Raw genomic sequence first — 24,008 nt, forward strand, 5'->3', positions numbered from 1 at the left:
CCCTGGGCGTAACCTTCGGGGCGGGCTGGCGGTTAGTCAGCCTATGTGCTGGCCGAGTGAGGCCGGCTTTTCCCGAATCATTTTTTCGAAAGCACTATGGAATACAAAGAGCTAGGCGACTCTGGCGTGCGCGCTTCGGTCATTACCTTCGGCAGCTGGGCAGCCGGCGGCTGGATGTGGGGCGGCACCGAGCAAAACGACGCGGTGGGCGCCATCCGGGCCTCTTACGACTTGGGTGTGACCTCCATCGACACGGCTCCCATCTACGGCATGGGCCTGAGCGAGGAAATCGTGGGCGAAGCCATCAAGGGCCTGCCCGGGACAAGGTGCAGATTTTGACCAAGTTTGGCATGCGCTGGGACCTGCCCGAGCCCAAGGGCGACTTTGGCTTCAAAACCAAGGACAACAACGGCCAGGACCTGGACGTGTACAAGTATGCTGCTCCGGAAAGCATCATTAAGGAGTGCGAGGACAGCCTGCGCCGCCTCGGCACCGACTACATTGACCTCTACCAGATTCACTGGCCCGACGTGACCACGCCCATCGATGCCACGATGGAAGCAGTGAGCCGGCTGGTAGAGCAGGGCAAGGTGCGGGCCGTGGGCGTGAGCAACTACTCGGCCGAGCAGATGGCCGAGGCCGAAAAAACGGTAAAGCTGGCCTCCAACCAAGTGCCCTACAGCATGGTGCGCCGCGACATTGAGAAAGAAGTCGTGCCGTACTCCATTGCGCACAACAAGGCTATTCTGGCCTACAGCCCGCTGCAGCTGGGTTTGCTGACCGGCAAAATCAAGCCCGGCCAGCACTTCGACGCTAGCGACCTACGCGCCACCCACCCGCTGTTTAAGGCTGAGTTCGTGACCCGCGTCAACGCCTTCCTGGACAAGCTGCGGCCGATGGCAGAAAGCAAAAACGCCACCCTTTCCCAGGTGGTGTTGCGCTGGACGCTGGCCCAGCCCGGCATTACGGTGGCCCTGGTAGGCGCCCGCAACGCCGAGCAAGCCGTGCAAAACGCCAAGGCCATTGAGGTGAAGCTTTCCAGCGAAGAGCTGGACTTCATCAGCAAGGAGCTGGACCAACTGCAGCCCGCCAAGGCGTAGGTAGTTGTTGATTTGTTTGTAGAATAAGGTCGGGAAGCGCGCTTCCCGACCTTATTTTTTGGCTGTAACCCGGCATGGCTTCTCCTTACATTCCCCTCACCATCCGCGCCATCCGGACGGAGGCTCCCGATACCAAAAGCTTCGTGCTGACCCCGCCGGCCGGTACCGACCTGCCCTACCAGCCCGGCCAGTATCTGACCCTGGTTCATACCCGGCACGGACACGAAACGCGGCGTTCCTACTCCATCAGCTCGGCTCCGGCCCTGCAGGAGCCGCTGACCATCACCGTGAAGCGGGTGGATAACGGCGTGGTGTCGCGCTACCTCATTGACCAGGCCGAAGTGGACCACGAGCTGCAGACGCTGGGAGCCGCCGGCTTTTTCACCCTACCCGACAATATTGCCGAGTATCAGCAACTGATTTTATTGGCGGCGGGCAGCGGCATTACCCCGCTGTTTGCATTGCTCAAAACGGTGCTGCACGAGCAGCCCGGCTTGCGGGTACTGCTTATTTACAGCAACCGCAATGAGGCCACTACCATCTTTGGAGCGGAGCTACGGGAGCTGGCCCGGCGCTTTCCGGCCCAGCTGCACCTGGAGCTGCTCTACAGCACCGACCCCAACCTGGCCCGGGCCCACTTGCACAAGGATTTGCTGGAGCAGCTGGTAGCCCAGTACGCCCCGGCCCTACCCGAACAGACCCTGGCCTACCTCTGCGGGCCGCTCAACTACATGCGCATGGGCACCTACGGCCTGCACGAAGCCGGGCTGCCGCTGAGCCACATCCGGCGGGAGCTGTTCAACACGGCTACGGCCACCGTGCCCCACAGCGTGCCGCCCGACACCGAGGAGCACCAAGTCCGCATCCGGGTGCGCGGGCAGGAGCACACGCTGCGGGTGCAGTACCCGCAAACCATTCTGCAGGCGGCCAAAAAGCAGGGAGTGGTGCTGCCCTACAGCTGCGAAGCCGGGCAGTGCGGAAACTGCGCCGCCCGCTGCACGGCCGGCACCGTCTGGATGGCCAACAACGAAGTGCTGACCGACCGGGAAACTGCCCGCGGCCTCGTTCTGACCTGCACCGGCTACCCCGTGGGCGGCGACGCCGAACTGGAAATCTGAGTCCGGCGCTGCGCGGTGGGCAACAAAAAAGCCCGGCTCAAAGAGCCGGGCTTTTCCAAAGAGGAAATCTACCAGATGTAAGGGAAACTTCCTTCCTTACGAGCTTAGCCCTTCGGCATCAGAACTTTGTCGATTACGTGAATCACGCCGTTGCTTTGAATCACGTCGTAGGTCGAAATGCAGGACACGTTGCCTTTCTCGTCGGTCAGGACCACGTTCTTGGGGCCGTTCATGGTAGCGTACAGGGTGCCGCCGCTCACGGTTTTGAGCGTAGCCGTGCCTTTACCGGCTTTGATGGCGGCCATAATCTTGTCGGCCGTCATGTTGCCGGCTACCACGTGGTAGGTCAGGATTTTGGTGAGCGTTGCCTTGCTTTCGGGCTTCACCAGGGTTTCAACGGTGCCGGCGGGCAGGGCGTTGAATGCCGCGTTGGTGGGCGCAAAGACGGTGAAGGGACCTTTGCCCTGCAGGGTTTCGACGAGGCCGGCGGCCTTCACGGCAGCTACCAGCGTGGTGTGGTCCTTTGAGTTCACCGCGTTTTCCACGATGTTCTTGTTGGCGTACATGGCTTCGCCGCCTACCATTACCGTACCGGCGGGCGTCATCTTGGCCTGGGCCGAAGCCGACTGAACACTAGCGGCGCCCAACAGGGCCACGAAGGCGAGGGAAAACAGATTTTTTTTCATGGTTCGTTTTGCAGAAAAAGGTTGGGGTCGGAACTGCGGGCACTTACGCACGCCCTTTCCCCACCGGATTTCGGAACCAGGATATTTCTTTGTCGAGCTTGGCTTTTTGCCCTGCTCAGCTTAGCCCAAATCTTACAAAAAGCATCTATACGCCAGTATTTTACCTCCCAACAAAAAATCAAAAACCGATATTCAATACCAGGGGCTGGACTTGCAACTGGCCGGTGCGCACGTTGTAGATAGTCCGTACGCCGGCTTCCAGGGAGGTGCGCAGACGCAACGGGTTGAACACAAAGCTCACGTCGAGGCCGGTCGTTTGGTAGCGGATGTCGCCGGGGTTGCGCCCCACGGCGTTGCGGCCCAGGGCGGCGTCATAAAAGCCCATGGCCTTGATGCGCTGGATGTACAGCAGCCGGCCCAGCTCCCAGTTCGTGTCGGCCAGGGGCAGGCGGTATTCCACGCTGCCCACCTGCAGCTGATCAAAGCTCACGTAGCCTTGGCCGCGGGGGTAAAACACGGCCGGGCTGAAGTAGTAGTTCTGGCGCTGGTCCTGGCTTTGGTAGCCGCCCCGCAGCCGCAGGGAGTGGTGCTTGCCCAGGCCGGGGAAATACAAACTGCCAAACGCAGCCCACTGCCGGGCCTGCAGGCCGGTGCTGAAGGGCGTGTTGCGCCACGAGGCCGTCAGCGTCTGCCCCCAGCGCGGGGCCACGTCCCGCTTGCTCTGGCGCAGCGTCCGGGAATAGGCCAGCGTACCGTTGAGGGCGTGCAGGCTATTGGCACCGGCTACTTCGGTAAACGAGAATCGGCCCGGTAAGTCATAGTCCTGGATAGTTTCGCCGCTGTAGTAAGCGCCCACCGTCAGGGCCTGCTGATACTTAGAGCGGGTCAGGTTGAAGGGCAGGCGCACCCCGGCCGTCATGCGGTTGTAGGTCCAGGAGTCGGTATACGCCACGTTGCGCGAGTATACGGTCAGGTGGCGGCCGCCGCGCTGAAAGCCCAGATCCAGCACCGGATACAGGCCCTGGTAGCTCACGTTGGCCGCCACGTTGGCGGTGCGCTCCACGCCGTCGTAGCCGGCGGCCAGCACGGCCTGGGTGGTGCTTAGGATATCCTGGGACCGAATACCCACGCTGAAGGCTTGCCCGGAAGGAGACTGGATAATGCCCCAGCTAAAGGCGTTGAAGGCGTGGCTCAGCCGGTGGTAGGGCGTCACGGCCAGCGGCGTGGCGACACTCACGCTCGAATCGGGGCGGATGGTGCCCACCGTGCGGGTACCGGGCTCCTGGGTTAGCAGCGGGGCGGTGTAGGCCGGGGGCAGCGCCGCAGCTGCCGCAGCCACGGGCCACTGCTCTGGCTGCAACGGCATTTCGACTACCTGCGCGCCTTCAGCCCGGAAATCGTGGAAGGCCAGGTGGCGGCCGTCGGGAGCTACGGTGGCGTGGTAGGCGCCCAAGGGCCGCGAGGTCACCTGCCGGATTTGCCCCGAGCGGGTGTCCACGGCATACACGTTGTCGATGCCCGACTGCGGGGAGTTGTAGAGCACGTAGTCGCCCCAGGGCTGGGGGTGGCTCAGGTTGGTGTTGCTGACCGGCACGAGCGTCTGGTGCTGGCCGGTTTCGGTGTCGATGCTTTCCAGCAGCTTGCCGCCGGGCTTAAGCGTCACGACCACGATGGAGCGGTTATCGGCCCGCCAGCGGGGTTGCAGGTAAAAGTCGTTCGTGGGGTTGGGCAGCACCCGTTTTTCCTGCCCAGTGCGGGCGTCCAGCACCACCAGCTGGTTTTGGTAGTCCGAATCGGCCCGTACGGCCAGAATCAGGCGGCCATCGGGCGAGAGGGCCGCGTTGGTGTAGCGCTGCTTGGTGGTAAGCTTGGTGAGCTGCCCGTTAGCTAAATCCAGCACCCGGATGTCGGAATATACTTGTTGGCCCCAGCGCGAATCGGGCCGAAACTCGGGCCAGCAGGCCTTGCCCCCGCCCACCGACAGCATCTCCGGATTATTGAACAAGCCCTGCACAAAGACGCGCTGCTCGGGCGCATTCCGGCGCAGCAGCACCAGCTGAGAAATGTCGCCCAGCCCGGCTTTCACGGCCAGCACGGTGTTGTCGTCCACGTACTGCGGGTACTGGTACTCGGTGAAAACGCCCGGCTCCACGCTCGTCTGAAACCCGGTAACGGGCGTCAATTGCAATGCCTGTTGCTGGGCCCGCCACGTCGAGTCAAGCTCGGTCATGGTTTGCTCGTAGAGGTCATCGGTGCGCAGCTGCCGGCCCGAGCTCAGCCGCAGCTTGTCGGAAAACGAGAAGGGGTAGAGCGGAAAACGGTAGTAGCGGTTCAGCACCTCGCTCCAGGCCGTGGGGCCCTGGCGCCGCTTATAGTTGGTGGTCATGAAATAGCCCAGCACGTAGTGGTTGGGCACATTGTCGCGGAAGGAGCCGGCCACGGCCTTGCTGTAGCTGAAGCGCCGCCCGGCCAGCAGGTTGGCCCGCAGCCCCACGTTGAAGTACGGAATCCGGCCCCGGCCGCTGCGGGTCAGCAGGGTTTCGGTGCCTACCGCGTCGCCCTCCCAGAACCAGTCGGGAATGCCCAGCGTGACCACGCCCAAGCCGCCGTAGCCGAAGAGCGAATACGCCAAGCGGCCCAGGCCCTGCTGGGCTTTTTCGTATTGCACCACGTGGCGGTACTCGTGCACCGAGAGCAGGTCGAGCCAGCCCAGGGTGCCGGCCAGAAACGGGTCCTGGGGCGCGGTGGTAAAGAACTCGGAATGGCGCGGAATAATGGTCACGAAGCCATTGCTGACGGTGGTCTGGTTTTGCATGACCACCGAAATGGGCCGGGGCTCCTTTTGCAGGGAGGCACTTACCGGGCCGTACACCTGCTCCAGACGCAGGGCCGTGCGCTGGGCCTGGGGACCGAAGCCTTCGGGAAACACCACCTGAAAATGCGGGGTGCGCACTTGGTACCACTTCAGCGCCGTGGGGTTTTGGGGCAGCACCGGCAGCGTGGGCTGGGCCCAGCCGGGCAAAGAGCTCAGCGTCGCGGCCGTAGCCGCCAAAAGAAACTTGTGCATTAATTCGACGGAAAAAGGCGCGCTGACGGCCTGGCTCTACACGTTACCCAAAGTGCAACGCGGAAACCCGGCCCAAACAAAACGGGGGCAAAACTGGTCTGACAAATTTAACGGCAAACCTGACACTTACCGGCCCGGAACGGACGAGGTGCCAACCGCGTTTGCAGACCATACCCTCACCCCGGTTGAGCTACGTCCAACCACCCCTGCTTTTCGTAGATAGTCCCCGATGAATCAACTAAGAATTTACCTCCTGGGCCTGGTGCTGGTGCTGACCGCCTGCACCCAGAACCGTTCCGACGCCCAAACCTTCCGCCGCGCCACCACCGGCGGCGCGCCCAAAAACCTCGACGGCCTGGCCGTAGCTACCCTGGCGGGCGGCTGCTTCTGGTGTACCGAGGAAATCTTCGAGGAGTTGCGCGGCGTCAAGCAGGTCGTGTCGGGCTACGCCGGCGGCCCCGAAAAGAACCCGACCTACGAACAAGTGGGCAGCGGCCGAACCGGCCACGCCGAGTCTATTCAGGTGTACTATGACCCCAAAGTCATTAGCTACCAGACCCTGCTCGACGTATTTTTCCTGGCCGGCCACGACCCGACTACCCTCAACCGCCAGGGTCCCGACGCGGGCACCCAGTACCGCTCGGTAGCTTTTTACCGCACGCCCCAGGAAAAGCAGCTGATTGAGGCCACCATCAAGCGGGTGGATGCCTCCAAGCACTACAGCTCGCCCATCGTAACCCAGGTGCTGCCCTTCACGGCGTTCTGGCCCGCCGAGGGCTACCACCAGGGTTACTACCGCCTCCACCCCGACGACCCGTATATCCAGTCAGTTTCGACCCCGAAAATTGAGAAATTCCGCAAGGCTTTCAAAGATAAACTGGTCGTAGAATAACCCTGAATCCCGGTTGGCAGACGCCAGCCGGGATTTTTATTGGGCTCTGCTTTGGTAACTCCAGCACTGCCGCATTATTCCGTAGCGTCGAGCTTAGTTGTCTGTTCAGCAGCTTATCTTTGCTCTGGATGCTTCCCCTTGCACCACCTGGGCCGAAGAACTCTCCGTCTCATTTCCTTTGCGAGATTCTATGCCCGCCGAAGCCGTCGACTTCCACCTCATCTTTGACTCCCTGCCCACGCCCCACCTGATTCTGGGGCCAACGCTGGCCGTGGAAGCCGTAAATGAAGCTCTGTGCCGGGTGCTGCACCAGTCGGCGGCAACGCTGGTAGGCCAGGACATCCTCGCCGTTTTGCCGCCTTCGGCGGCCGGGCCCGAGCCAACCGCTACCCTCTGGCGCACGGCCCTGCTCGGCGTACTGGAGCACCATCACATTCACACCATGGCCGTGCAGCGCTACGACGTGCGGCACGGGGCCGGTCCGCTCACTACCTGCTACTGGCAGGCCACGCTGCGGCCCATTCTGCAGGCGGGCCAGCTGCGTCACATCGTGTGCCGGGTGCTCGACGTGACCGAAGAGGTGCTGGCCCGGGAGCAGGGCAACTTCAGCCAGGAAAGCTTCAGCCTGCTCACCCAGGCCACCCACGACGCCATCTGGGACGCCGACCTGCGCACCGACGTGGTGTGGCGCAATGAGATGTTCACCGCCTTGTTTGGCCACCCGGTGCAGGCGCCCGGCAACTCCCGCCTCTGGCTCGACCACCTGCACCCCGAGGATCAGCCCGTGGTGGAAGCCCAGCGGGCCGCCGCCTTTGCCGGCACCGACACGGTAATTATCAACGACTACCGCTTCCGCCGCGCCGACGGCACCTGGGCCGAAGTGCTGGACCGGGCCTACATAGTGCGCGACGAGCAGGGCCGGGCCGTGCGCCTGCTGGGCGCCATGCAGGACGTAACCCAGCAGCGCCAGGCCGAGCGCCAGGCCCAGCAGAGCGCGACCCGCTTCCGGGTGCTGGCCGAGGTGCAGCAGCAGCTCATCTGGACCACCGACGCCCTCGGCACCATCGACTATGTAAACCCGTACTGGGAGCAGTACTTGGGCACTTCGCTGGCCGAAGCCCAGGGGCAGGGCTGGCAGACCCAGGCCCACCCCGACGATTTGCCCGCCGTACGGACCCTGCACTTGCACTGCGCCGCCACCAATGAGCCCTTCGAGTCGGAGGTGCGGCTGCGCGAGGCAGGCAGCGGCGAGTACCGCTGGTTTCTGGCCCGCGCCGTGCCCGCCCGAGACGCCCAAGGCCAAGTGCTGCACTGGGTGGGCTCGGCTACCGACATCAACCACCAGAAGCGCACCGAGCAGGACCTGCAGCGCAGCATTTCCCAATTCTCCACCCTGCTGGAGTCGCTGCCGCAAATGGCCTGGACCTCCCGCCCCGAAGGCGGTGTGACGTACTACAACCAGCGCTGGTTCGACTTTACCGGCAGCACCATGGCCGAGATGCAGGAATGGGGCTGGGAGCGGTTTATTCATCCCGAGGACCTATCGACAACCACGGCCAACTGGAAAGCGGCTCTGGCGACAGGAACCCGCTTTGAGGCCGAGCACCGCTGGCGCAACCTGCTGGGCGAGTACCGCTGGTTTCTGGCCCGAGCCGAGCCCATTCGCGACGAGGCCGGCAACATCATTCTCTGGATCGGCACCAATACTGACATCGAGGAAAGCCGGCAGATGCGCGACCAGATGCAGCGGGAAGACCAAGTGCTGCGCCGCATCCTGGGTCAGATTCCGGCTAATATTGCCACCCTGCTGAGCCCCGACCACGTCATCGACTTCGTCAACGACGGCATGCGGCGGCTGTACGGCAGCCGGTCTGTATCGGGCCTGAAGATAGCCGACGCCTTCCCCGAGGTGGAAGAGCAGGGCTTCGTGGCCCTGATGAACCAGGTGTACCACAGCGGCCAGCCCTATTACGGCATCGAGCAGGTCACGCTGATTGAAAACGAGCTGACCGGTCAGCCCGAAACGTATTACCTCGACTTCACTTACCAGCCCCTGCGGGATGAGAATGGCGCGGTGCAGGGCATCCTGATTTTTGCCGTGGACGCCACCGAGCGGGTACTGGCCCGGCGCCGGGCCCTGGCCTTGGATGCCACCGTACGGCAGCGCGACGAGGAAACGCGCATCATGACCGAGGCGCTGCCGCTGATCACCTACATCAGCGACCAGCAGGGCGGTCCTCTGTACCTAAGCCCGCAGTGGTTTGCCTACACCGGCCACGACCCCGCCGCCGGCCTCGACCATGCCTGGGAGCAAGCCATTCATCCGGAAGATATTGTACGGCCGTCCTTCCTGGAAGCCGTGGCCGAGAAAACCATCTGGTATCAGGAGCTGCGCCTGCGCCGCCACGATGGCATGTACCGCTGGCACCTGAGCCGGGCCGTGCCCGCCCTCGATGAGCAGGGCAATGTGCTGCGCTGGTACGGCTCGTCTACCGATATTCACGAGCAAAAGCAGATTCAGGACCGCCTGCGCTGGAACCAGGAACGCTACGAGCTGGCCGCCCTGGCCACCGACGACGCTATCTGGGACTGGGACTTGCTTACCAACGACGTGACCTGGAACCCGGCCATCGAGCGGGTGCTGGGCTACGAGGCGGCCGCCATGCACAGCACCGCGGCCTGGTGGAAAGCGCATATCCACCCCGATGATGTGGAACGCATCCAGACCAGTATTCACCACGCCATCGACCACGGTCTTGCCGACTGGCAAGACGAGTACCGGTTCCGGCGCGCCGATGGTACCTACGCCCAGGTATTCGACCGGGGCCACGTGGCCCGCGACGCCCAGGGCCGAGCCACCCGCATGATCGGGGCTATGCAGGACGTAACCCAGCAGCGCCAAGCCGCTACCGCGCTTAGCCAGCGCGAGCAGGAATTTGCGGCCCTGGCCAACTCCATGCCCCAGCTGGCCTGGATGGCGGGTCCCGACGGCAACCTGTTTTGGTACAACGAGCGCTGGTACGCGTATACCGGCACCACGCTGGAAGAAATGCAGGGCTGGGGCTGGTCAACAGTGCACCACCCCGACCATCTGGCGGGCGTCATTGAGAGCTGGCGCCTGGCCCTGGCTTCGGGTGAGCCCTGGAAAGAAACATTTCCGCTGCGGGGGCGCGACGGCGAATACCGCTGGTTTTTGACCCGGGCCCAACCCATCCGCAACGCGCAAGGCGAAATCGTGCGCTGGATTGGAACCAACACCGACGTGACCGAAACCCAGCGGGTACAGCAGCAGCTCAAGCAGCAGAACAGTGAGCTGCGCCGCATCAATGAGGACCTGGACAACTTCGTGTACACGGCCTCCCACGATTTGAAGCAGCCCATCAACAACATGGCGGGCATCTTCGAGGAGCTGACCCGCACGGCCTACTTCCGCGACCCGGACGCCATCAAGCTCATTGCCATGTTTGAGCGCGCCCTGCACCAGATTTACGACACGATTTATAACCTCTCCGAACTGGTACAGGTGCAGAAGATGCGGCACGAGCTGCCCACCGAAACCGTGTTGCTGGAGCCCCTGGCCCGTGAAGTGCTCAGCAGCATCGGCGAGCAGCTGGCCAACGTGCGTGCCATTGTCACCACCGACTTCGACCTGGCCCCCGGGGTGGAATTTGTGCGGCCCAACCTGCAGAGCGTGCTGTATAACCTGATCAGCAACGCTCTAAAATATGCTGCGCCCAAACGCACGCCCCGCATTCACATCAACAGCGCCCGCGAAGATGACCACATTGTCATTTCCGTGCGCGACAATGGCCTGGGCATCGACATGGAGCGCTACGGCAGCCAGCTGTTTCAGATGTTCCGGCGCTTCCACGACCACGTGGCGGGCTCAGGCATGGGCTTATACCTGGTCAACCGCATCGTGCAGAGCTATGGGGGGCGCATTGAGGTGATTAGCGAGCTGGGCAAGGGCTCCACATTCCGGATTCATATTCCGCTGACGGGCCACCCGCTGGCTCCGGAGCCGGAAGAGCACGTATTCGTGATTTAAATTGCAGCAGCTGGCCTAATTGCCCGGCGGACTTTCGTTTCTTGCCGTTGGTCCTTATGCCTGCGTATGCCCTTACCGCTTCTTTCGTCGAAACTGCCGGATGTCGGCACTAGTATTTTCTCGGTTATGTCGCAGTTGGCGGCCGAGTGTAGCGCCATCAACCTGGCCCAGGGTTTTCCCGACTACGACCCGCCCCAGGCCCTGACCGAAGCCCTGGCCCGCCACGCCCGCACCGCCGGCCACCACCAGTACGCGCCCATGCCCGGCCTGCCCCGGCTGCGCGAGGCCATCAGCCTGAAAACGGCCACCGTGTACGGCGTGCCCGCCCCCGACCCGAACACCGAAATTACCGTTACCAGCGGCGCCACCGAGGCCCTGTACGCCGTGCTGGCCGCCGTGGTGCGCCCCGGCGACGAAGTGCTGGTGCTGGAGCCCGCCTACGACCTTTACGGTCCGGCCATTCGGCTGCAGGGCGGCGTGCCAGTGTACGTGCCGCTGCGGGTGCCGGAGTTTACGCCCGACTGGGACCGGGTAAAAGCCGCCCTGACGCCTCGCACCCGTCTGGTGATGATTAACACGCCTCACAACCCCTCGGGGCGGTGCTTACGGCCCAGGACCTGGCCACGCTGGCCGAACTGCTAGCCGATACCGACGCCTTTTTGCTTAGCGACGAGGTGTACGAGCACATGGTGTTCGATGGAAAGCAGCACGCCAGCGCCCTGCAACACCCTAGCCTGGCCGAGCGGAGCTTTGTCTTGTCCTCGTTTGGTAAAACCTACCACGCTACGGGCTGGAAAGTGGGCTACTGCATTGCTCCGCCCCTGCTCACGGCCGAAGTGCGCCGGGTGCACCAGTTTCTGACTTTTGCCGTGAGTACGCCCGCCCAGCACGCCCTGGCCGACGTGCTAACCGATGCCGAGCAGTACAGCACTCTGCCCGACTTCTACCAGCACAAACGCGACCTGTTTGGGGAGCTTATGCACGGTTCGCGGTTTGAGCTGCTGCCCACGCCCGGCTCCTACTTCCAGCTGGCCCGCTACAACCAGATTTCAGCCGAAGGCGACCAGGCCTTTGCTCAACGCCTCACCCGCGAGTTTGGGGTGGCCGTCATCCCAGTGTCGGCCTTTTACCACGACGCCCTCGACCACGGCTTGATCCGCTTCTGCTTTGCCAAGCTCGACGATACCCTGGCCCTGGCCGCCGAGCGGCTGCGGAAAATCTAGCGGGCCATACCGGGAGCTGAAAATAATCCGTGATATTGCCGGAGAACCGGCTTGGAGAAAGCCCGGAACCATTGGGAAATAGCTTGCATTATTCTTTCGAGAAGCAGTATATTTCTCAGTAGAATGCCCGGGCTTTTCTCATACCTCAACCTACTGCGCTGTGTCTGACTTAACCGTTTCCTTCGTCCAGTCCTCCCTGCAATGGCACGACCCGGCCGCCAACTGGGCCGAATTAGGTCATCATATTGAGGAGATTTCGATTCCGACTGACCTGATCGTGCTGCCGGAAATGTTTACCACCGGCTTCAGTATGGACGCCGCCCGCCTGGCCGAACCCATGGACGGCCCCACCGTGGCCTGGATGAAGCAGCTGGCCGCTACCCGCGACGCGGTAGTAACGGGCAGCATCATCATCCGCGACCAGGATCAGTACTACAACCGCCTGCTGTGGGTGCGGCCCGACGGCACGCTGAGCTACTACAACAAGCGCCACCTGTTTGGGGTGGCCGGGGAGAAAGAAGTGTACACGGGCGGCACCGAGCGGCTGATAGAAGAGTGGCGGGGCTGGCGCGTCTGCCCGCTGGTATGCTACGACCTGCGCTTCCCGGTGTGGAGCCGCAACTCGGCCACTGCCCCCTACGACCTGCTGCTGTACGTGGCCAACTGGCCCGCCTCACGCCGCACCGCCTGGATTACGCTGCTGCGGGCCCGGGCCATCGAAAACCTGGCCTACACCATCGGCGTCAACGTGGTGGGCATCGACGGCAACAGCCTGGCCTACGCCGGCGACTCGGCCCTGCTGGACATGCGCGGCGAGTATCTGGTGGAAGTCGGCAACCACGAAACCAGCATCACCCGCACCCTGCGCCGCGCCGACCTGGAAGCCTTCCGGGAGCGGTTCCCAGCCCTGAACGACGGGGATACGTTCTACCTCGGCGAGCCGGTGTCGGCCCTGACGCACCAGGAGTAACCCAAACATCAAGGACAAGAAAAGCCGGATTTGCCTAGCGCAAATCCGGCTTTTCTTGTCCTTGATGTTTGGCAGGAGCTTACACGAAGCGACTAGAATGCACTTCAGACAGCGACTTGCTTACTGCACCACCAGCCGCTGCACCCCGGTCTGCCCGGAAGCGGCTTCGGCCCGCAACAGATACACGCCCGGGGCCAGGCCGCGCAGTTCCAGGGTGTGCTGGGTCAGCAGGGAAGCTGCGGTCCGCACGGGGCGGCCCAGCACGTCCAGCACGGTAAGGCGCGTAGGCTGGGGCGTCTGCACGGTGGCGGTAGCGGTGGCCGGGTTAGGATACACGCTCAAGGGCAGCGCCGCCACGGCCGTTTTGGTGCTGAGCACGGTGCTGCGGGCGCCCAAGGCCACGACTCCACCATCCTGGGTACCCACAAACAGCTCCGCCTTGCCGTCGTTGTCCACGTCGACGGCGGCCAGCGTGTAGAGGTTTTCAATGCGGGAGCCCAGCTCCAGGGTTTCGTAGCGGCTCAGGGTTTTGTTGAAGAGCACGTCGGTGCGGTCCATGAACAGGCCGCTCTGGCTGCGGAAGTTGGCGTAGAAGTGCAGCTGCCCGAGCTCATCCATCGTGGCTAGGTCGAGTTGGTTGTCGCCGTCGAAATCGGCAACGGCGGTGGTCAGGTTGTTGGGCCGCTCGTCGGTGGGCGTCCGCAGCTGGCCGTAGTCGTTGTTCATCACCACAAACGCCTGATTCACCGGCTGGGTACCGTTGTTGCGGTAGTAGCGCAACGCCTGCCCGGGATACGCTGTGGAACTCGTGTTGGTGCTCAGCAGCATGTCTACGTAGCCGTCGCCGTCGATATCGGTAAACGTAGGCGTGTCGTAGCTGCGGTTGGGCACGTTGCTGAGCAGCGTGGGCGTGCTGGTGTTGAAGGCCGCTGCCTGGGTGGCACTGGCCGTGTTGAGGTAGTAGCCAATGAAGTTAAAGGACGTATTGCTCAGCGTGAAAGCCGAGAAAGCCAGATCCAGGGCTCCGTCCCGGTTCAAATCGACCAGCACGGGGCGCAGGGAGCCGTACTTCTTGTCGGTCAGGTTCAGGTAATCGTTGGTAATGAGCTTGAAGACGGGCTTGGTAGCCGTGCCCACGTTCTGATAAAACCAGAGCGAGGCGCGGTAAAAGCCCTTGGTAGTGGCCCGGCTCAGTCCGGCTACCAGCATGTCCTTGAGCCCGTCGCCGGTCAGGTCGCCAAACGTAAGGGCGGCTTTGTCGCCGGTGTCCAGCATGTCTTTTTGCAGGAAGTCGTTCTGGCGGAAAGCGAAGTTGGGCACGGCCGTGGCGCTGGTATTCTCATAGAACCACACGTTTTTGTGCGTATCGATGGTGTCGAGGTGGTCGAAGACGTTGGGCGTTACCACCAGGTCGGGCCGGCCGTCGAAGGTCACATCCAGGGAGTAGGGCGCCGGGAAGTTGGGCAGGCGCAGGGGCGTCACGGCCGGGAAGTCGGCGCTCTGGCCGCTACTCGTGAAGCGGGCCGTGGCCGGGGTTCCGTCGTTGGTGAGGCGCACCAGCTCCGGGCAGTTGTCGCGCGCGGTCAGCAGGTCTTTGTCGCCGTCGCCGTCGAGGTCCAGCGGGAGCAGGTTCTGGCCGCTGGTATGATTGGGCTTGAGCGGGGTGCGGCACGCATCGGAGCCAAACACAAAGGAGGAACACGTGGAGTAGCACACCTGCAGCCCGCCCCAGCGCTGGGTGTTCAGGGCAAAGGTGAGACCCCCGCAGGCCGCCGTGCTGGTATTCACAAAGTAGTGAATCGTGCTGCTGTTGATGTAGTTGAACGTGGTGATATCCAGGCGGCCGTCGCCGTTCACGTCCTCAATGGCGGGCGTGTTGTAGCCGCCCGTGTTGATGTTGATCTGGCTGCCGTTGGAGACATAGTTCAGCTCGTCGGTGACCTGCTGGAAGATGGGGCGGCCGCTGCCGTTGGGCACATTGCGAAACACGCGGATGCTGCCGCTGATGACGCCCATCGTGAAGATATCGGGCCGGCCGTCGCAGTCGTAGTCGCGCAGCTGCACCCAGTTGTTGAGGTCCTTGGGAAATAGCGACTGGTAATCGGGGGCGTATTCCCACATCCGGCCGCCGCCGGGGTTGGCCGCGCTGAGGTAGGTATAGGAGCGGCGCGTCTGCCGGTCGAAGATGTAAAGGTCGTTCTGCCCGTCGCCGTTGAGGTCGATGCTCGAAAACTGAGCCGTGTTCAGCCCCCCTACCCAGGGCGTGCCCAGCGTCTCGGTGCCGTGTACTACATTTGCCACCGACCGATATTCAAACCCGAAGGGCGTCTGGGCGGCGGCTTGTTCGGCCAGGCCGCCGAACGCACTTAGAAATAACAGGATACTAAGGGATTGTCGCATCGGTAACGCAGTAAAGTAGAGCAGAACAAAGTAGCCCCAAGTTACGCAGAATCAGCATGGAAGACAGCACGGCTTTATACGCCCGTTTTACCCAGTGCGCGGCCGTCAGCACCGACTCGCGCCAGGACCAGACCAACACGTTGTTTTTTGCCCTGAACGGTCCCTCGTTTCGGGGGCGCGACTTTGCCCCTCAGGCCCTGGCCAAAGGCGCCCGCTACGCCGTGGTCGACGACGAGGAGCTGGCCGCTACTGACCCGGAGCGCTACACCTTCGCCCCCGACCCGCTGCTGGCCTTGCAGCAGCTGGCCCACCACCACCGCCGCCAGCTGTCCATCCCGGTAATCGGCATCACCGGCTCCAACGGCAAAACCACGACCAAGGAGCTGCTCCACGCCGTGCTCAGCCGTCGCTACGCCGTGCAGTACACCCGCGGCAACCTCAACAACCACATCGGCGTGCCCCTCACCCTGCTCAGCATCAATAAGCAGCACGAGCTGGCCATTGTGGAAATGGGCGCCAACCACCAGGGCGAAATCGACTTGCTTAGCCGCCTAGCCGAGCCCACCCACGGGCTGATTACCAACATCGGCAAGGCCCACCTCGAAGGCTTCGGGGGTGAAGAAGGCATTGCCAAGGGTAAAAGTGAGCTGTTCCGCTTTCTGGCCGCTACCGGCGGCACGGCTTTCGTAAATACTGCCGACGCCAAGCTGCCCGGCCTAGCCACCAGCGTGAACGAGCAAGTCAGCTACCCCAACCCGACCGACTCCTACCCGGCCGAGCTGCTGACGGCGGCGCCCAACGTGGTACTGCGCCTGTATGACGGCACCGTGGTAGAAGCCCAGATTACGGGCGGCTACAACTTCCTGAACCTGGCTGCCGCCGCCGCCGTGGGGGCCCATTTTCAGGTGCCCACGGCCGACATTGCCGCCGCCCTGGCCGGCTACGCGCCCACCAACAACCGCTCCCAGCTGGTACGCACCAGCCGCAACGAAGTGGTGCTGGACGCCTACAATGCCAACCCCTCGTCGATGGCCGCGGCCCTGACCAGCTTTGCCGCCCGGCCCGCTACCGGCGAGAAGGTGGTCATTCTGGGCGACATGTTTGAGCTGGGCGAAGCCAGCGTGGCTGAGCACCGCGCCCTGGGCGAGCTGCTGGCCACGCTGCCGTTTGCTACCGTGCTGCTCTGCGGCCTCGACATGCAGCACGCGGCCCTGCAGTCCGAGTTTCACCACTTTCTCACCAAAGCCGAAGCCGCCGCCTGGCTTACCGAACACCCGCTTAGTGACAAGCAAATCCTGATTAAAGGCTCCCGCGGCATGGGCCTCGAAACCCTGCTACCGCTGGTATAGCGCCGAGCCGGCGGGCACGTGGTGCGCCAGACCAGCCGGCTCGGTGTCTGCGCCTGGACTACCTCTCCACAACGGCCAAACGCGCCCGGTGGCCCCAGTACAGGAGCTGCCGGGCGCGTTTGGTAGCGGCTTGGGCAATCGGGAGTGTCCTGCCCCACATCTTCTGAAAGGCAAGGAGTGCACTGCACGCAACGCCAATCGGCGTTTGGCACCCGTTGAAAGGGAAACCCGTTTCTTAGAGTGCGCTTGGGATTCTCTACCAACGCGGTTTGCGTCATGCCGAGTTTGTCGAAGCATGACGCAAACCATACTCCTGAACTCGGTTTAGATTAGCAGCACTTTAATCGACCACTACCACGGCTTTTCCTTTCACTTTGCCCTGGCTGGTTTCCTGGTAGGCTTGCCGGACGTTCGCCAGGTCATACACCTTTTCCACGGGAATTTGCAGCCCATTCTGGGTTAGGCGGGCCAGGGTATTGAGGCCGGCTGCTGTGGGCTTTAAGATGAGAATCCTGCGCTTTTTGGCCGAGAACAGGTTATGAAAAAAAGACCCGACCAGCCCCAGCGGCGAGGGCAGCATGCTGACAAACGTGGCCCGGGGCTTCAATAACGCCTTGGCCGCCTTAAAGACCAGCTTGTCGGATAGGTCGATGATGGCGTCAAACCGCTGCGGCAGCTGGCTGATGTGCTGCTGGGTGTAGTCTACTACCGAATCGGCGCCCATTTGGGTGGCGCGTTGCCTCCCCGCTGGGCCCGTTACGGCCGTTACGCGGGCACCGCGCTGCTTGGCCAGCTGAATGGCAAACAAACCCACGCCGCCACTGGCTCCGTTGATGAGCACCTCCTGGCCCTTGGCGATGGCCGCCAGCTGGTCGACAATCTGCAGGGCGGCCAGGCCAGTAACCGGCAGGGCCGCTGCCTGGTCAAAGGAAATGTTGGCCGGCTTGGGGCAATATCTGCCTCCGTAGCTACTACATACTCGGCTAGGGCGCCGCCCTTGAACACATCCAGAAAGCCGAATACGGCGTCACCCGGCTGGTAGCGCGTAACGCTGGCCCCCACCTGAGACACAATGCCCGCAAAGTCGATACCGACGCTCTTCGGAAATTTGGAGCCCGACAGGAGCTTCATCTCGCCGCGGTAAATCTTCCAGTCCAGCGGGTTAAGGGAAGCGGCTTTCACTTGAATCAGCAGTTGATTAGCTACAATCGTGGGGGTGGGCTGCTCGCGCACCGCCAGCACCTGCTCGTCGCCGAACCGGTCGTATAGTACTTTACGCATGGGGTTGTTGGTTTTAGTGTAAGTAGCAAGTCGCCAAGCCCGCTTTTCGCCCGTAGTGGCACTGCCCATTGTTAGTGGCCGTGGGGTGGGTATTGCCTTGCAAAGGTGAGCCCCAAACCACCCCGGGTACTAGCGCAAAAAGGCGCAAAAACAGTCCGATCAGACAGCCACACCGAGCCGCCGTATCGGACTGTTTTTGCGCCTTTTTGGAGTGGCATGGGGCGGTTAGCGGCCCACCTTTGCTTCACATTTTTTGATAAACAACATGGACACGCCCAAACAAGCCCCTGTCATTCTGGGACCCCAACAAGGCCAAACCCTAGCCGTGATGGGTAGCAACTACCGCATCCTGGCCAGCGGCCAGGACACGGCTGGCGCCTACGCCACCATCGACATGCTGGTGCCGCCCGGCGGCGGCCCTGGCCCCCACGCCCACGCCGACATCGAGGAAACCTTCTTCGTGGTAGAAGGCGAAGTGGAAGTCAAATCCGAGTACGGCACCACCGTGGCCGCCGCCGGCTCGTTTATCCGCATTCCCAAGGGTGGCGTCGTGCACGGCTTCAAAAACAGGAGTGCGCACCCGGCCCGGCTGCTGTGCACGGTGGTACCGGCGGGCCTGGAGGAGTTCTTCCAGCAAATCGGCCAGCCCGTAGCGCCCGGCGAGTTTTTGCCCCCGCCCCCGCTCGACCCAGCAGCCATTCAGCGCATTCAGGCACTGGCCCAGCAGTATGGCCAGCAGGTGTTTCCGCCCAGCTACCTCGGCTAGCGCGCCCGCTACGACTGGGCGTAGCGCTTGGGGTTGAGGCCGTAATGCTTCTCAAATAGTCGGCTGAAGTGACTCAGGTTGGAGAAGCCTAGCTCGTAGCCCACCTCAGCCACCGAGTGCTGGCCCTGCTTGAGCAGGAAAGCCGCTTCCTTCATGCGGGCCTGCTGGTAGTAGGTATACACCGAACTGCCGAAGGTCTGCTTGAAGAGCTGCTTGAGCTTGGTTTCGCTCATGGCCGCCTGCTGAGCCAACTCGCGCAGCACGGGCGGTGTGCCCAGGTCGGTGAGCAACTGGTTGCGCACCTGCAGCAGCCGCTCGGCGTCGGCGCTGTTAATGGGCTGGTGCGGAGCCGCGTCGCGCAGCAACAGCTGGCGAAACACCAGGTAGAGCAACTCCTGCACCTTTACCTGGGTGTAGAAATGATTCAGGCCATCGTGCTGGTTTGCCTCCGTGATGTGCTTGAGCAACAGCTTGACTTCGGCCGACATGCTTTCAAAAAACAGAAAGGAACCGTCATCGGCCGTTAGGGTGCTTAGCAGGGGATGGGGCTCATTGCCGGCCAGCAGCGCCTTCAGGCGGGGCGTTTTGAGGGCTACTACCAAGTACCGCACGGCATGGTGCGCGGGAAAGCGGATGGTCGAGCTCAGGTCGTTGGACGTAAGCTGGATGGCCGACTCGTCACGTTGAGAAAACCGCACCTGCGGGTGGTCAGTGAAGGCAATGTCCAGCGGCTGCTCGTTGCTGTAGAAGAAGAGGGTAATCTGGTCACTGCTCCCACCGGCTGTCTGTCGCCTGACGACTAGGTCTTCGCGCAATTCATAGTGGTGTATGGTGAGCCTAAAATCGACTCCAAACTGCAGCTTGCGGACGTAGCCCTGGCCCAGGTGCTCGGGTAAAGTCACCTGGCTATCTTGCACGGGCACCTGCAGATACTGCGCAAACTGGGTGAGAAAGTCGAAATCGGGCGTCGCAAAAAAGCTGAACGTCATTCGAGGGAATAAGCAGAGGTGGTATGAAGTAGACAGGGCTAATCTACTAAGCAAATCCGGTGTTCTACGCCACAAACCAACCAGACACCCGGGGCCGCGCGCAATGTCTGGTGCCCCTTACTTGACCGAATCAGTTCCGTCAAAGTTATTCATGGCCTTTTTAGTATAGTCCGGTCAGGCTGATCGGCAAGTCCATCTTAGCAAGTGCAGGTAATCTCTCCTGCGACTGAAAGTGGCCGCTCAACCGAGGTCCCTTCGGTCGCGTAGCCGTCGCGTTTCCACCAATCGAGCCCGCCCATGAGCTCCTTTACTTGAAAACCCAACTGACTGAGCTTCAACGCGCCCTTCGTGGAGCCGTTGCAGCCAATACCGTCGCAGTACGTCACGTACAGCTTGCTTTTGTCCAGCCCCCGGGTAGACTCCTCGTTCATCAGCCGATGCCCGAAGCTTACGGCGCCGGGAATGTGCTCTGCGTCATAGGCTTCTTTTTTGCGGGCGTCGATGATGACAATTGGTTCACCGCTGTTCACGGCATCGTACAAATCGGCCGAGTCCAGTTCGTAAGCCAGCTTGTGCTGGTAGTGTTGCACTTGTGCTTCCATGGTAGCTAAGGTTTATGGGAGAAAGAATGAGCCCAAAGGTGTGGGCCGCTCCCTCGCCAGAAAAGCGAAAGTTTTTCAGGGTAAGCCTGAATTCTTTTCAGCTGAACCGACGAGCTCACGCCTCGGGTCTTCAACTACCTTTGCCTGAAAAACAGCCGTGGAAATTCGTCATTTGCGGGTCGTGAAAGCCATTGTGGAGGAAGGCAGCATCGTCAGGGCCATTGATAAGCTACACCTGACCCCGAGTGCGCTAAGCCACCAGTTGCGGGAAGCCGAGAACCAGGTTGGCGCGCCCATCTTTTTCCGCATCAACAAGAAGCTCGTGCTCACGCCGGTGGGCGAAAGGGTGCTGAGTAGGGCCTACGCCATCCTGGGCGAGCTGGACACGCTGCAGAAGGAAGTGAAAGAGCTCATCGGCGGCGAGGTAGGCCGCATTCGCCTGAGCACCGAGTGCTACACCAGCTACCATTGGCTGCCGGCCATGCTGCGGCGCTTCAACGCCGATTTCCCGCACGTGGAAGTCAGCATCAACTTTGAGGCGACGCACCAGCCCCTGCCCAAGCTGCTCAGCGGCCACATCGACCTGGCCATTACCAGCGACCCGGTACCGGAAACGGCCCTGGAGTTCGTGGAGCTGTTTCGGGACGAGTTGGTGGCCGTGGTGCCAGCGGGTCACCCCTGGACCGAGAAGCCCTACGTGACGGCGCAGGACTTTGCGTTGGTGAATCTCATTATTCACTCCCTGCCGTTGGAAACCGTAACCGTGTTCCAAAAGCTGCTGACGCCGGCCGTCGTCTCACCCGCCAAACTCACCGTGCTGCCGCTCACGGAAGCCTCCATTGAACTGGTAAAGGCCGACATGGGGGTGGTCGTCATGGCGCAATGGGCCCTGAAGCCCTACCTCGCCTCGCCGGACTTGCGAACCGTGCGCATCACGCCCGAGGGGTTGTGGCGCCAGCAGTATGCCGCTCGGCTGCGCAATCATGACTACCCCCTGTATTACGAAAGCTTCATTCAATTTCTGGCCCAGGAAATTCAGTTCTGAGCCCCTGCGCCCACCAATCTGGTGTTGCGCCCGGTGGAGCCAGCCGACTTTGAACAACTCGTAATCTTGTGTGCCGAGCACGCCGCGTTCGAGCGGGCATCATTCGTAGCAAACGGGCAGGTCGACCGGCTGCGGGAATGCGGCGTGGGGCGCTGGTCGGGCGGGCGCAGCAGCAACCCGGCGTAGAAGCGTAGCTCGTTGGCTTCGGCGGCGTGCAGGGCGTAGAGCGGCAGCCCCTGCCCAGCCTGCAGTGCTACGATGACAAGCAAATGATACGGTGGGACCCCGTGAAGAGGCGCCTGGGGTAAAACGCCGAGGCAGCGTGGCACGTTATACCTCGAAACTCCCATCTAACTCCTTCCCATGCCTGCCTTCCTTGGCACCCTGCGCACTGGTACCAGCGGCATCGTCGTGCCTGGCCCTAAGGCCACCTTTCCGGAGGCCTACCAGTCGACGAGCCGCCTCACCTACTATGCCACCCTGTTTAACTCGGTGGAGATTAACAGCACCTTCTACCGCATCCCTCAACCCAAAACGTTTGCGGCCTGGGCCGCTGAAACCGGTCCAGAGTTTGACTTTACCATCAAGCTGTGGCGCGATATTACGCACACCACCGCTCTGGCCGATAACCTCTCCGGCATTGTCCGCTTTATGGATGCAGCCCGGGAGTTGGGCCCCAAAAAGGGGTGCCTGCTCATCCAATTCCCGCCCAGCAACACCATTCGTCAGCTAAACGCGGTCAGTGCCCTATTGACTGCGCTTGCCGCGGCAGACCCCGCTCACGAGTGGCGCAAAGCGGTGGAGTTTCGTCACCCAAGCTGGTATACCGATGATACGTTTGATATGCTGGACCAGCACGGCGCCAGCCTCGTGCTACACGACAAAGGTCCCGCCCGAAACGCCCAGCTCAACGAGGGGCAGACTTTGTCTATATGCGCTTCCACGGCCCTAAGGGCAACTACCGAGAGTCCTACGAGCGCGACTTTCTGCATGACCAGGCTGAGCAGATACACGACTACCTCCAGGATGGGAAAGACGTGTATGCCTACTTCAACAATACCATGGGCGCCGCTTTTGAAAATGCCCAAGACCTGTACCGGCTGGTAGCGGAACGGGCGTGAGCCGTACTACGCGCGTCCGGGGCATGGTGGCGCTGGTTTCCAGGGCCAAGTCGTGGTAAACCACGGCGCGGGCCTGTCTAGGTAAATCCTCGTTTGGTTTTCCTACCGTTTTCGTGAACTAGTCAATGCTTACCCTTTCGCGGCGCAGTAGCTTCACCGGCAGCCCGCAAGCACACGGTCCAAGCCCGACGCCACCGTCGCACACCTGCTGCGCGTTGGCCCCCACACGTGGCTTGCTCACTTGATAAACCGGGCGAGGGTGGCGTGCAATTCGGCGCCGTGCAGATTGGCCGCCACGATTTTACCCGTGGGGTCAATGAGCAGGTTCTGCGGCGTGTCCGGGTAGCCGTAGAGTTGTTGCACTTCCCGGTCCGGGCCATCCAGGTCCGCTACCTGGGTCCAAGTCAAGTGGTCATCGGCAATGGCTTTAATCCACCTGTCGCGATTGTTCTCGGTGTCGAGCGACACACCCAGCATGTCGAATTTGGGGCCTTTGAAAGCTTGGTAGGCGTTGACCAGATCCGTGTTTTCCGTACGGCAGGAGGCGCACGAGTTCCAGAAGGCCAGCAGCACGTACTTGCCCCGGTAATCGGCCAACGAAACCGCCTTGCCAGCGGGTGTTTTCTTGGTGAAGTTGGGTGCAAGCTGGCCCACAGTCGTTGCTTTTAGGCCCTGCACCAAGTCGCCGTAGATGCGGCCGGGGCGGCTGCTCTTCAGTTCGGGACTGAGGGCGGCGTAGAGGGGGCCCACTTCCTCGTATCGGCGCTGGGCAAATCTCCCATGTCCCACAAGGCCATCAGGCTCACCCAGGAAGTGGGGTGGGTTTTGATAAAGGCGGTGTAGGCCTGAGCGTACTGTTGGGGGGTGGCGTTGGGCGGTACCGCTGCGTAGAGCTGCTGGTGTTCGGTGGTGAGGGGGCCACCGGTAATAGTCGTCGTCGCATCTCTCAAGCTGCCTTTGCTGATGACAACGACCGGGGTTGGCTCCAAGAAAACGCTGGTGGCGTTGGTCGAGGCGCCGTTCGGATGATACCCGTTGGCCTGCACCACCAAGTCGGCGCGTGTGGGCAGTACGGCGCTTCCTTTTAGCTCGAATACTCCATTGTTGAGCGTGGCCGAGTCGAGCAGTTCGCCGCTTCTTAAGTAGACTTTGTTGGGCGCATTCAGCGCGCCAATTTTGCCGCTGATGTGATAGGTAAAAGGCTTTTGGGCCAGAGACAAGCCTGGTACCAGCAGTAATAAGGCGAGGAAAGAATTTGTCATAACTAGGTCGGGTAAGTAGCAGGATCAAATATATACCGAGCAACGTGCTGTCTTGTAGAATATTGCTCGTTTAGATTCCTGACTGTTTG

General features: G+C 61.9%; 17 protein-coding genes and 3 pseudogenes. 10 read left to right on the forward strand and 10 right to left on the reverse strand.

What is annotated here, in order from left to right; genetic code table 11:
* Window positions 1-174 precede the first annotated feature (174 nt).
* Both MUN79_RS01640 and MUN79_RS01645 read left to right on the forward strand, forming a co-directional pair.
* Window positions 175-1,100, forward strand: a pseudogene (locus MUN79_RS01640) (aldo/keto reductase).
* A gap of 74 nt (window positions 1,101-1,174) precedes the next feature.
* Window positions 1,175-2,218 (forward strand): ferredoxin--NADP reductase, encoded by a 1,044-nt coding sequence (locus MUN79_RS01645; protein ID WP_244676081.1) that lies wholly within the window; start codon window positions 1,175-1,177, stop codon window positions 2,216-2,218.
* Window positions 2,219-2,322: 104 nt separating this feature from the next.
* Here MUN79_RS01645 and MUN79_RS01650 read toward each other — a convergent pair whose 3' ends face one another.
* The gene (locus tag MUN79_RS01650) at window positions 2,323-2,904 is read right to left on the reverse strand and encodes a fasciclin domain-containing protein (RefSeq protein ID WP_244676082.1); all 582 of its coding nucleotides are present in this window, start codon (window positions 2,902-2,904) and stop codon (window positions 2,323-2,325) included.
* Window positions 2,905-3,082: 178 nt separating this feature from the next.
* Window positions 3,083-5,971, reverse strand: coding sequence for a TolB-like translocation protein (locus tag MUN79_RS01655; protein WP_244676083.1), 2,889 nt, complete (start codon window positions 5,969-5,971; stop codon window positions 3,083-3,085).
* 229 nt (window positions 5,972-6,200) lie between these two features.
* On the opposite strand from MUN79_RS01655, the gene msrA reads away from it, so the two are divergent.
* From msrA to MUN79_RS01675, 4 genes and pseudogenes are all read left to right on the forward strand, one after another.
* A complete protein-coding gene (msrA, locus tag MUN79_RS01660; protein WP_244676084.1) occupies window positions 6,201-6,863 on the forward strand; it encodes a peptide-methionine (S)-S-oxide reductase MsrA in 663 nt (220 codons plus the stop codon).
* 190 nt (window positions 6,864-7,053) lie between these two features.
* Window positions 7,054-10,911, forward strand: a complete 3,858-nt coding sequence (locus tag MUN79_RS01665; RefSeq protein WP_244676085.1) for a PAS domain-containing protein — start codon at window positions 7,054-7,056, stop codon at window positions 10,909-10,911.
* A gap of 126 nt (window positions 10,912-11,037) precedes the next feature.
* Window positions 11,038-12,134: pseudogene (locus MUN79_RS01670) on the forward strand (methionine aminotransferase).
* A 160-nt stretch (window positions 12,135-12,294) separates the two neighbouring features.
* On the forward strand, window positions 12,295-13,104 hold the full coding sequence (locus MUN79_RS01675) for an amidohydrolase (RefSeq protein ID WP_244676086.1): 810 nt from the start codon (window positions 12,295-12,297) through the stop codon (window positions 13,102-13,104).
* Window positions 13,105-13,224: 120 nt separating this feature from the next.
* On the opposite strand, the gene MUN79_RS01680 is transcribed toward MUN79_RS01675, so the two are convergent.
* Window positions 13,225-15,504, reverse strand: a complete 2,280-nt coding sequence (locus tag MUN79_RS01680; RefSeq protein WP_244676087.1) for an FG-GAP-like repeat-containing protein — start codon at window positions 15,502-15,504, stop codon at window positions 13,225-13,227.
* Between the two features lie 56 nt (window positions 15,505-15,560).
* Here MUN79_RS01680 and MUN79_RS01685 point away from each other — a divergent pair, with 56 nt between their 5' ends.
* Complete coding sequence (locus MUN79_RS01685; RefSeq protein WP_244676088.1) at window positions 15,561-16,853, forward strand: UDP-N-acetylmuramoyl-tripeptide--D-alanyl-D-alanine ligase; 1,293 nt, start codon at window positions 15,561-15,563, stop codon at window positions 16,851-16,853.
* Window positions 16,854-17,193: 340 nt separating this feature from the next.
* On the opposite strand, the gene MUN79_RS01690 is transcribed toward MUN79_RS01685, so the two are convergent.
* Entirely contained in the window at window positions 17,194-17,661 is a 468-nt protein-coding gene (locus tag MUN79_RS01690; protein ID WP_244676089.1) for a zinc-binding dehydrogenase, read from the reverse strand.
* Window positions 17,619-18,134 (reverse strand): alcohol dehydrogenase catalytic domain-containing protein, encoded by a 516-nt coding sequence (locus MUN79_RS01695; protein WP_244676090.1) that lies wholly within the window; start codon window positions 18,132-18,134, stop codon window positions 17,619-17,621. Before MUN79_RS01695 ends, MUN79_RS01690 begins: the two co-directional genes overlap by 43 nt.
* A gap of 253 nt (window positions 18,135-18,387) precedes the next feature.
* On the opposite strand from MUN79_RS01695, the gene MUN79_RS01700 reads away from it, so the two are divergent.
* The gene (locus MUN79_RS01700; protein WP_244676091.1) at window positions 18,388-18,900 is read left to right on the forward strand and encodes a cupin domain-containing protein; all 513 of its coding nucleotides are present in this window, start codon (window positions 18,388-18,390) and stop codon (window positions 18,898-18,900) included.
* An 8-nt stretch (window positions 18,901-18,908) separates the two neighbouring features.
* Here the strand turns inward: MUN79_RS01700 and MUN79_RS01705 are convergent, their stop codons facing one another.
* Complete coding sequence (locus tag MUN79_RS01705; protein WP_244676092.1) at window positions 18,909-19,889, reverse strand: helix-turn-helix transcriptional regulator; 981 nt, start codon at window positions 19,887-19,889, stop codon at window positions 18,909-18,911.
* 197 nt (window positions 19,890-20,086) lie between these two features.
* A complete protein-coding gene (locus MUN79_RS01710; RefSeq protein WP_244676093.1) occupies window positions 20,087-20,491 on the reverse strand; it encodes a rhodanese-like domain-containing protein in 405 nt (134 codons plus the stop codon).
* Window positions 20,492-20,648: 157 nt separating this feature from the next.
* Between MUN79_RS01710 and MUN79_RS01715 the strand changes: the two genes are divergently transcribed.
* Window positions 20,649-21,536 (forward strand): LysR family transcriptional regulator, encoded by an 888-nt coding sequence (locus MUN79_RS01715; protein WP_244676094.1) that lies wholly within the window; start codon window positions 20,649-20,651, stop codon window positions 21,534-21,536.
* Here MUN79_RS01715 and MUN79_RS01720 read toward each other — a convergent pair.
* A complete protein-coding gene (locus tag MUN79_RS01720; RefSeq protein WP_244676095.1) occupies window positions 21,527-21,805 on the reverse strand; it encodes a hypothetical protein in 279 nt (92 codons plus the stop codon). The two genes, MUN79_RS01715 and MUN79_RS01720, sit on opposite strands and share 10 nt — an antisense overlap.
* 94 nt (window positions 21,806-21,899) lie before the next feature.
* On the opposite strand from MUN79_RS01720, the pseudogene MUN79_RS01725 reads away from it, so the two are divergent.
* Window positions 21,900-22,657: pseudogene (locus MUN79_RS01725) on the forward strand (DUF72 domain-containing protein).
* A gap of 237 nt (window positions 22,658-22,894) precedes the next feature.
* On the opposite strand, the gene MUN79_RS01730 reads toward MUN79_RS01725, so the two are convergent.
* A complete protein-coding gene (locus MUN79_RS01730) occupies window positions 22,895-23,446 on the reverse strand; it encodes a peroxiredoxin family protein (protein ID WP_244676097.1) in 552 nt (183 codons plus the stop codon).
* Complete coding sequence (locus tag MUN79_RS01735) at window positions 23,371-23,919, reverse strand: DUF4369 domain-containing protein (protein ID WP_244676098.1); 549 nt, start codon at window positions 23,917-23,919, stop codon at window positions 23,371-23,373. Before MUN79_RS01735 ends, MUN79_RS01730 begins: the two co-directional genes overlap by 76 nt.
* Window positions 23,920-24,008 lie beyond the last annotated feature (89 nt).

The organism is Hymenobacter cellulosilyticus (genome assembly GCF_022919215.1).
GTDB lineage: Bacteria > Bacteroidota > Bacteroidia > Cytophagales > Hymenobacteraceae > Hymenobacter > Hymenobacter cellulosilyticus.

Bases quoted from the DNA above. Each gene is read 5' to 3' on its own strand.
- MUN79_RS01645 (WP_244676081.1), top strand. From the start codon at position 1,175: ATGGCTTCTCCTTACATTCCCCTCACCATCCGCGCCATCCGGACGGAG.
- MUN79_RS01650 (WP_244676082.1), bottom strand. From the start codon at position 2,904: ATGAAAAAAAATCTGTTTTCCCTCGCCTTCGTGGCCCTGTTGGGCGCC.
- MUN79_RS01655 (WP_244676083.1), bottom strand. From the start codon at position 5,971: ATGCACAAGTTTCTTTTGGCGGCTACGGCCGCGACGCTGAGCTCTTTG.
- msrA (WP_244676084.1), top strand. From the start codon at position 6,201: ATGAATCAACTAAGAATTTACCTCCTGGGCCTGGTGCTGGTGCTGACC.
- MUN79_RS01665 (WP_244676085.1), top strand. From the start codon at position 7,054: ATGCCCGCCGAAGCCGTCGACTTCCACCTCATCTTTGACTCCCTGCCC.
- MUN79_RS01680 (WP_244676087.1), bottom strand. From the start codon at position 15,504: ATGCGACAATCCCTTAGTATCCTGTTATTTCTAAGTGCGTTCGGCGGC.
- MUN79_RS01685 (WP_244676088.1), top strand. From the start codon at position 15,561: ATGGAAGACAGCACGGCTTTATACGCCCGTTTTACCCAGTGCGCGGCC.
- MUN79_RS01695 (WP_244676090.1), bottom strand. From the start codon at position 18,134: ATGCGTAAAGTACTATACGACCGGTTCGGCGACGAGCAGGTGCTGGCG.
- MUN79_RS01705 (WP_244676092.1), bottom strand. From the start codon at position 19,889: ATGACGTTCAGCTTTTTTGCGACGCCCGATTTCGACTTTCTCACCCAG.
- MUN79_RS01710 (WP_244676093.1), bottom strand. From the start codon at position 20,491: ATGGAAGCACAAGTGCAACACTACCAGCACAAGCTGGCTTACGAACTG.
- MUN79_RS01735 (WP_244676098.1), bottom strand. From the start codon at position 23,919: ATGACAAATTCTTTCCTCGCCTTATTACTGCTGGTACCAGGCTTGTCT.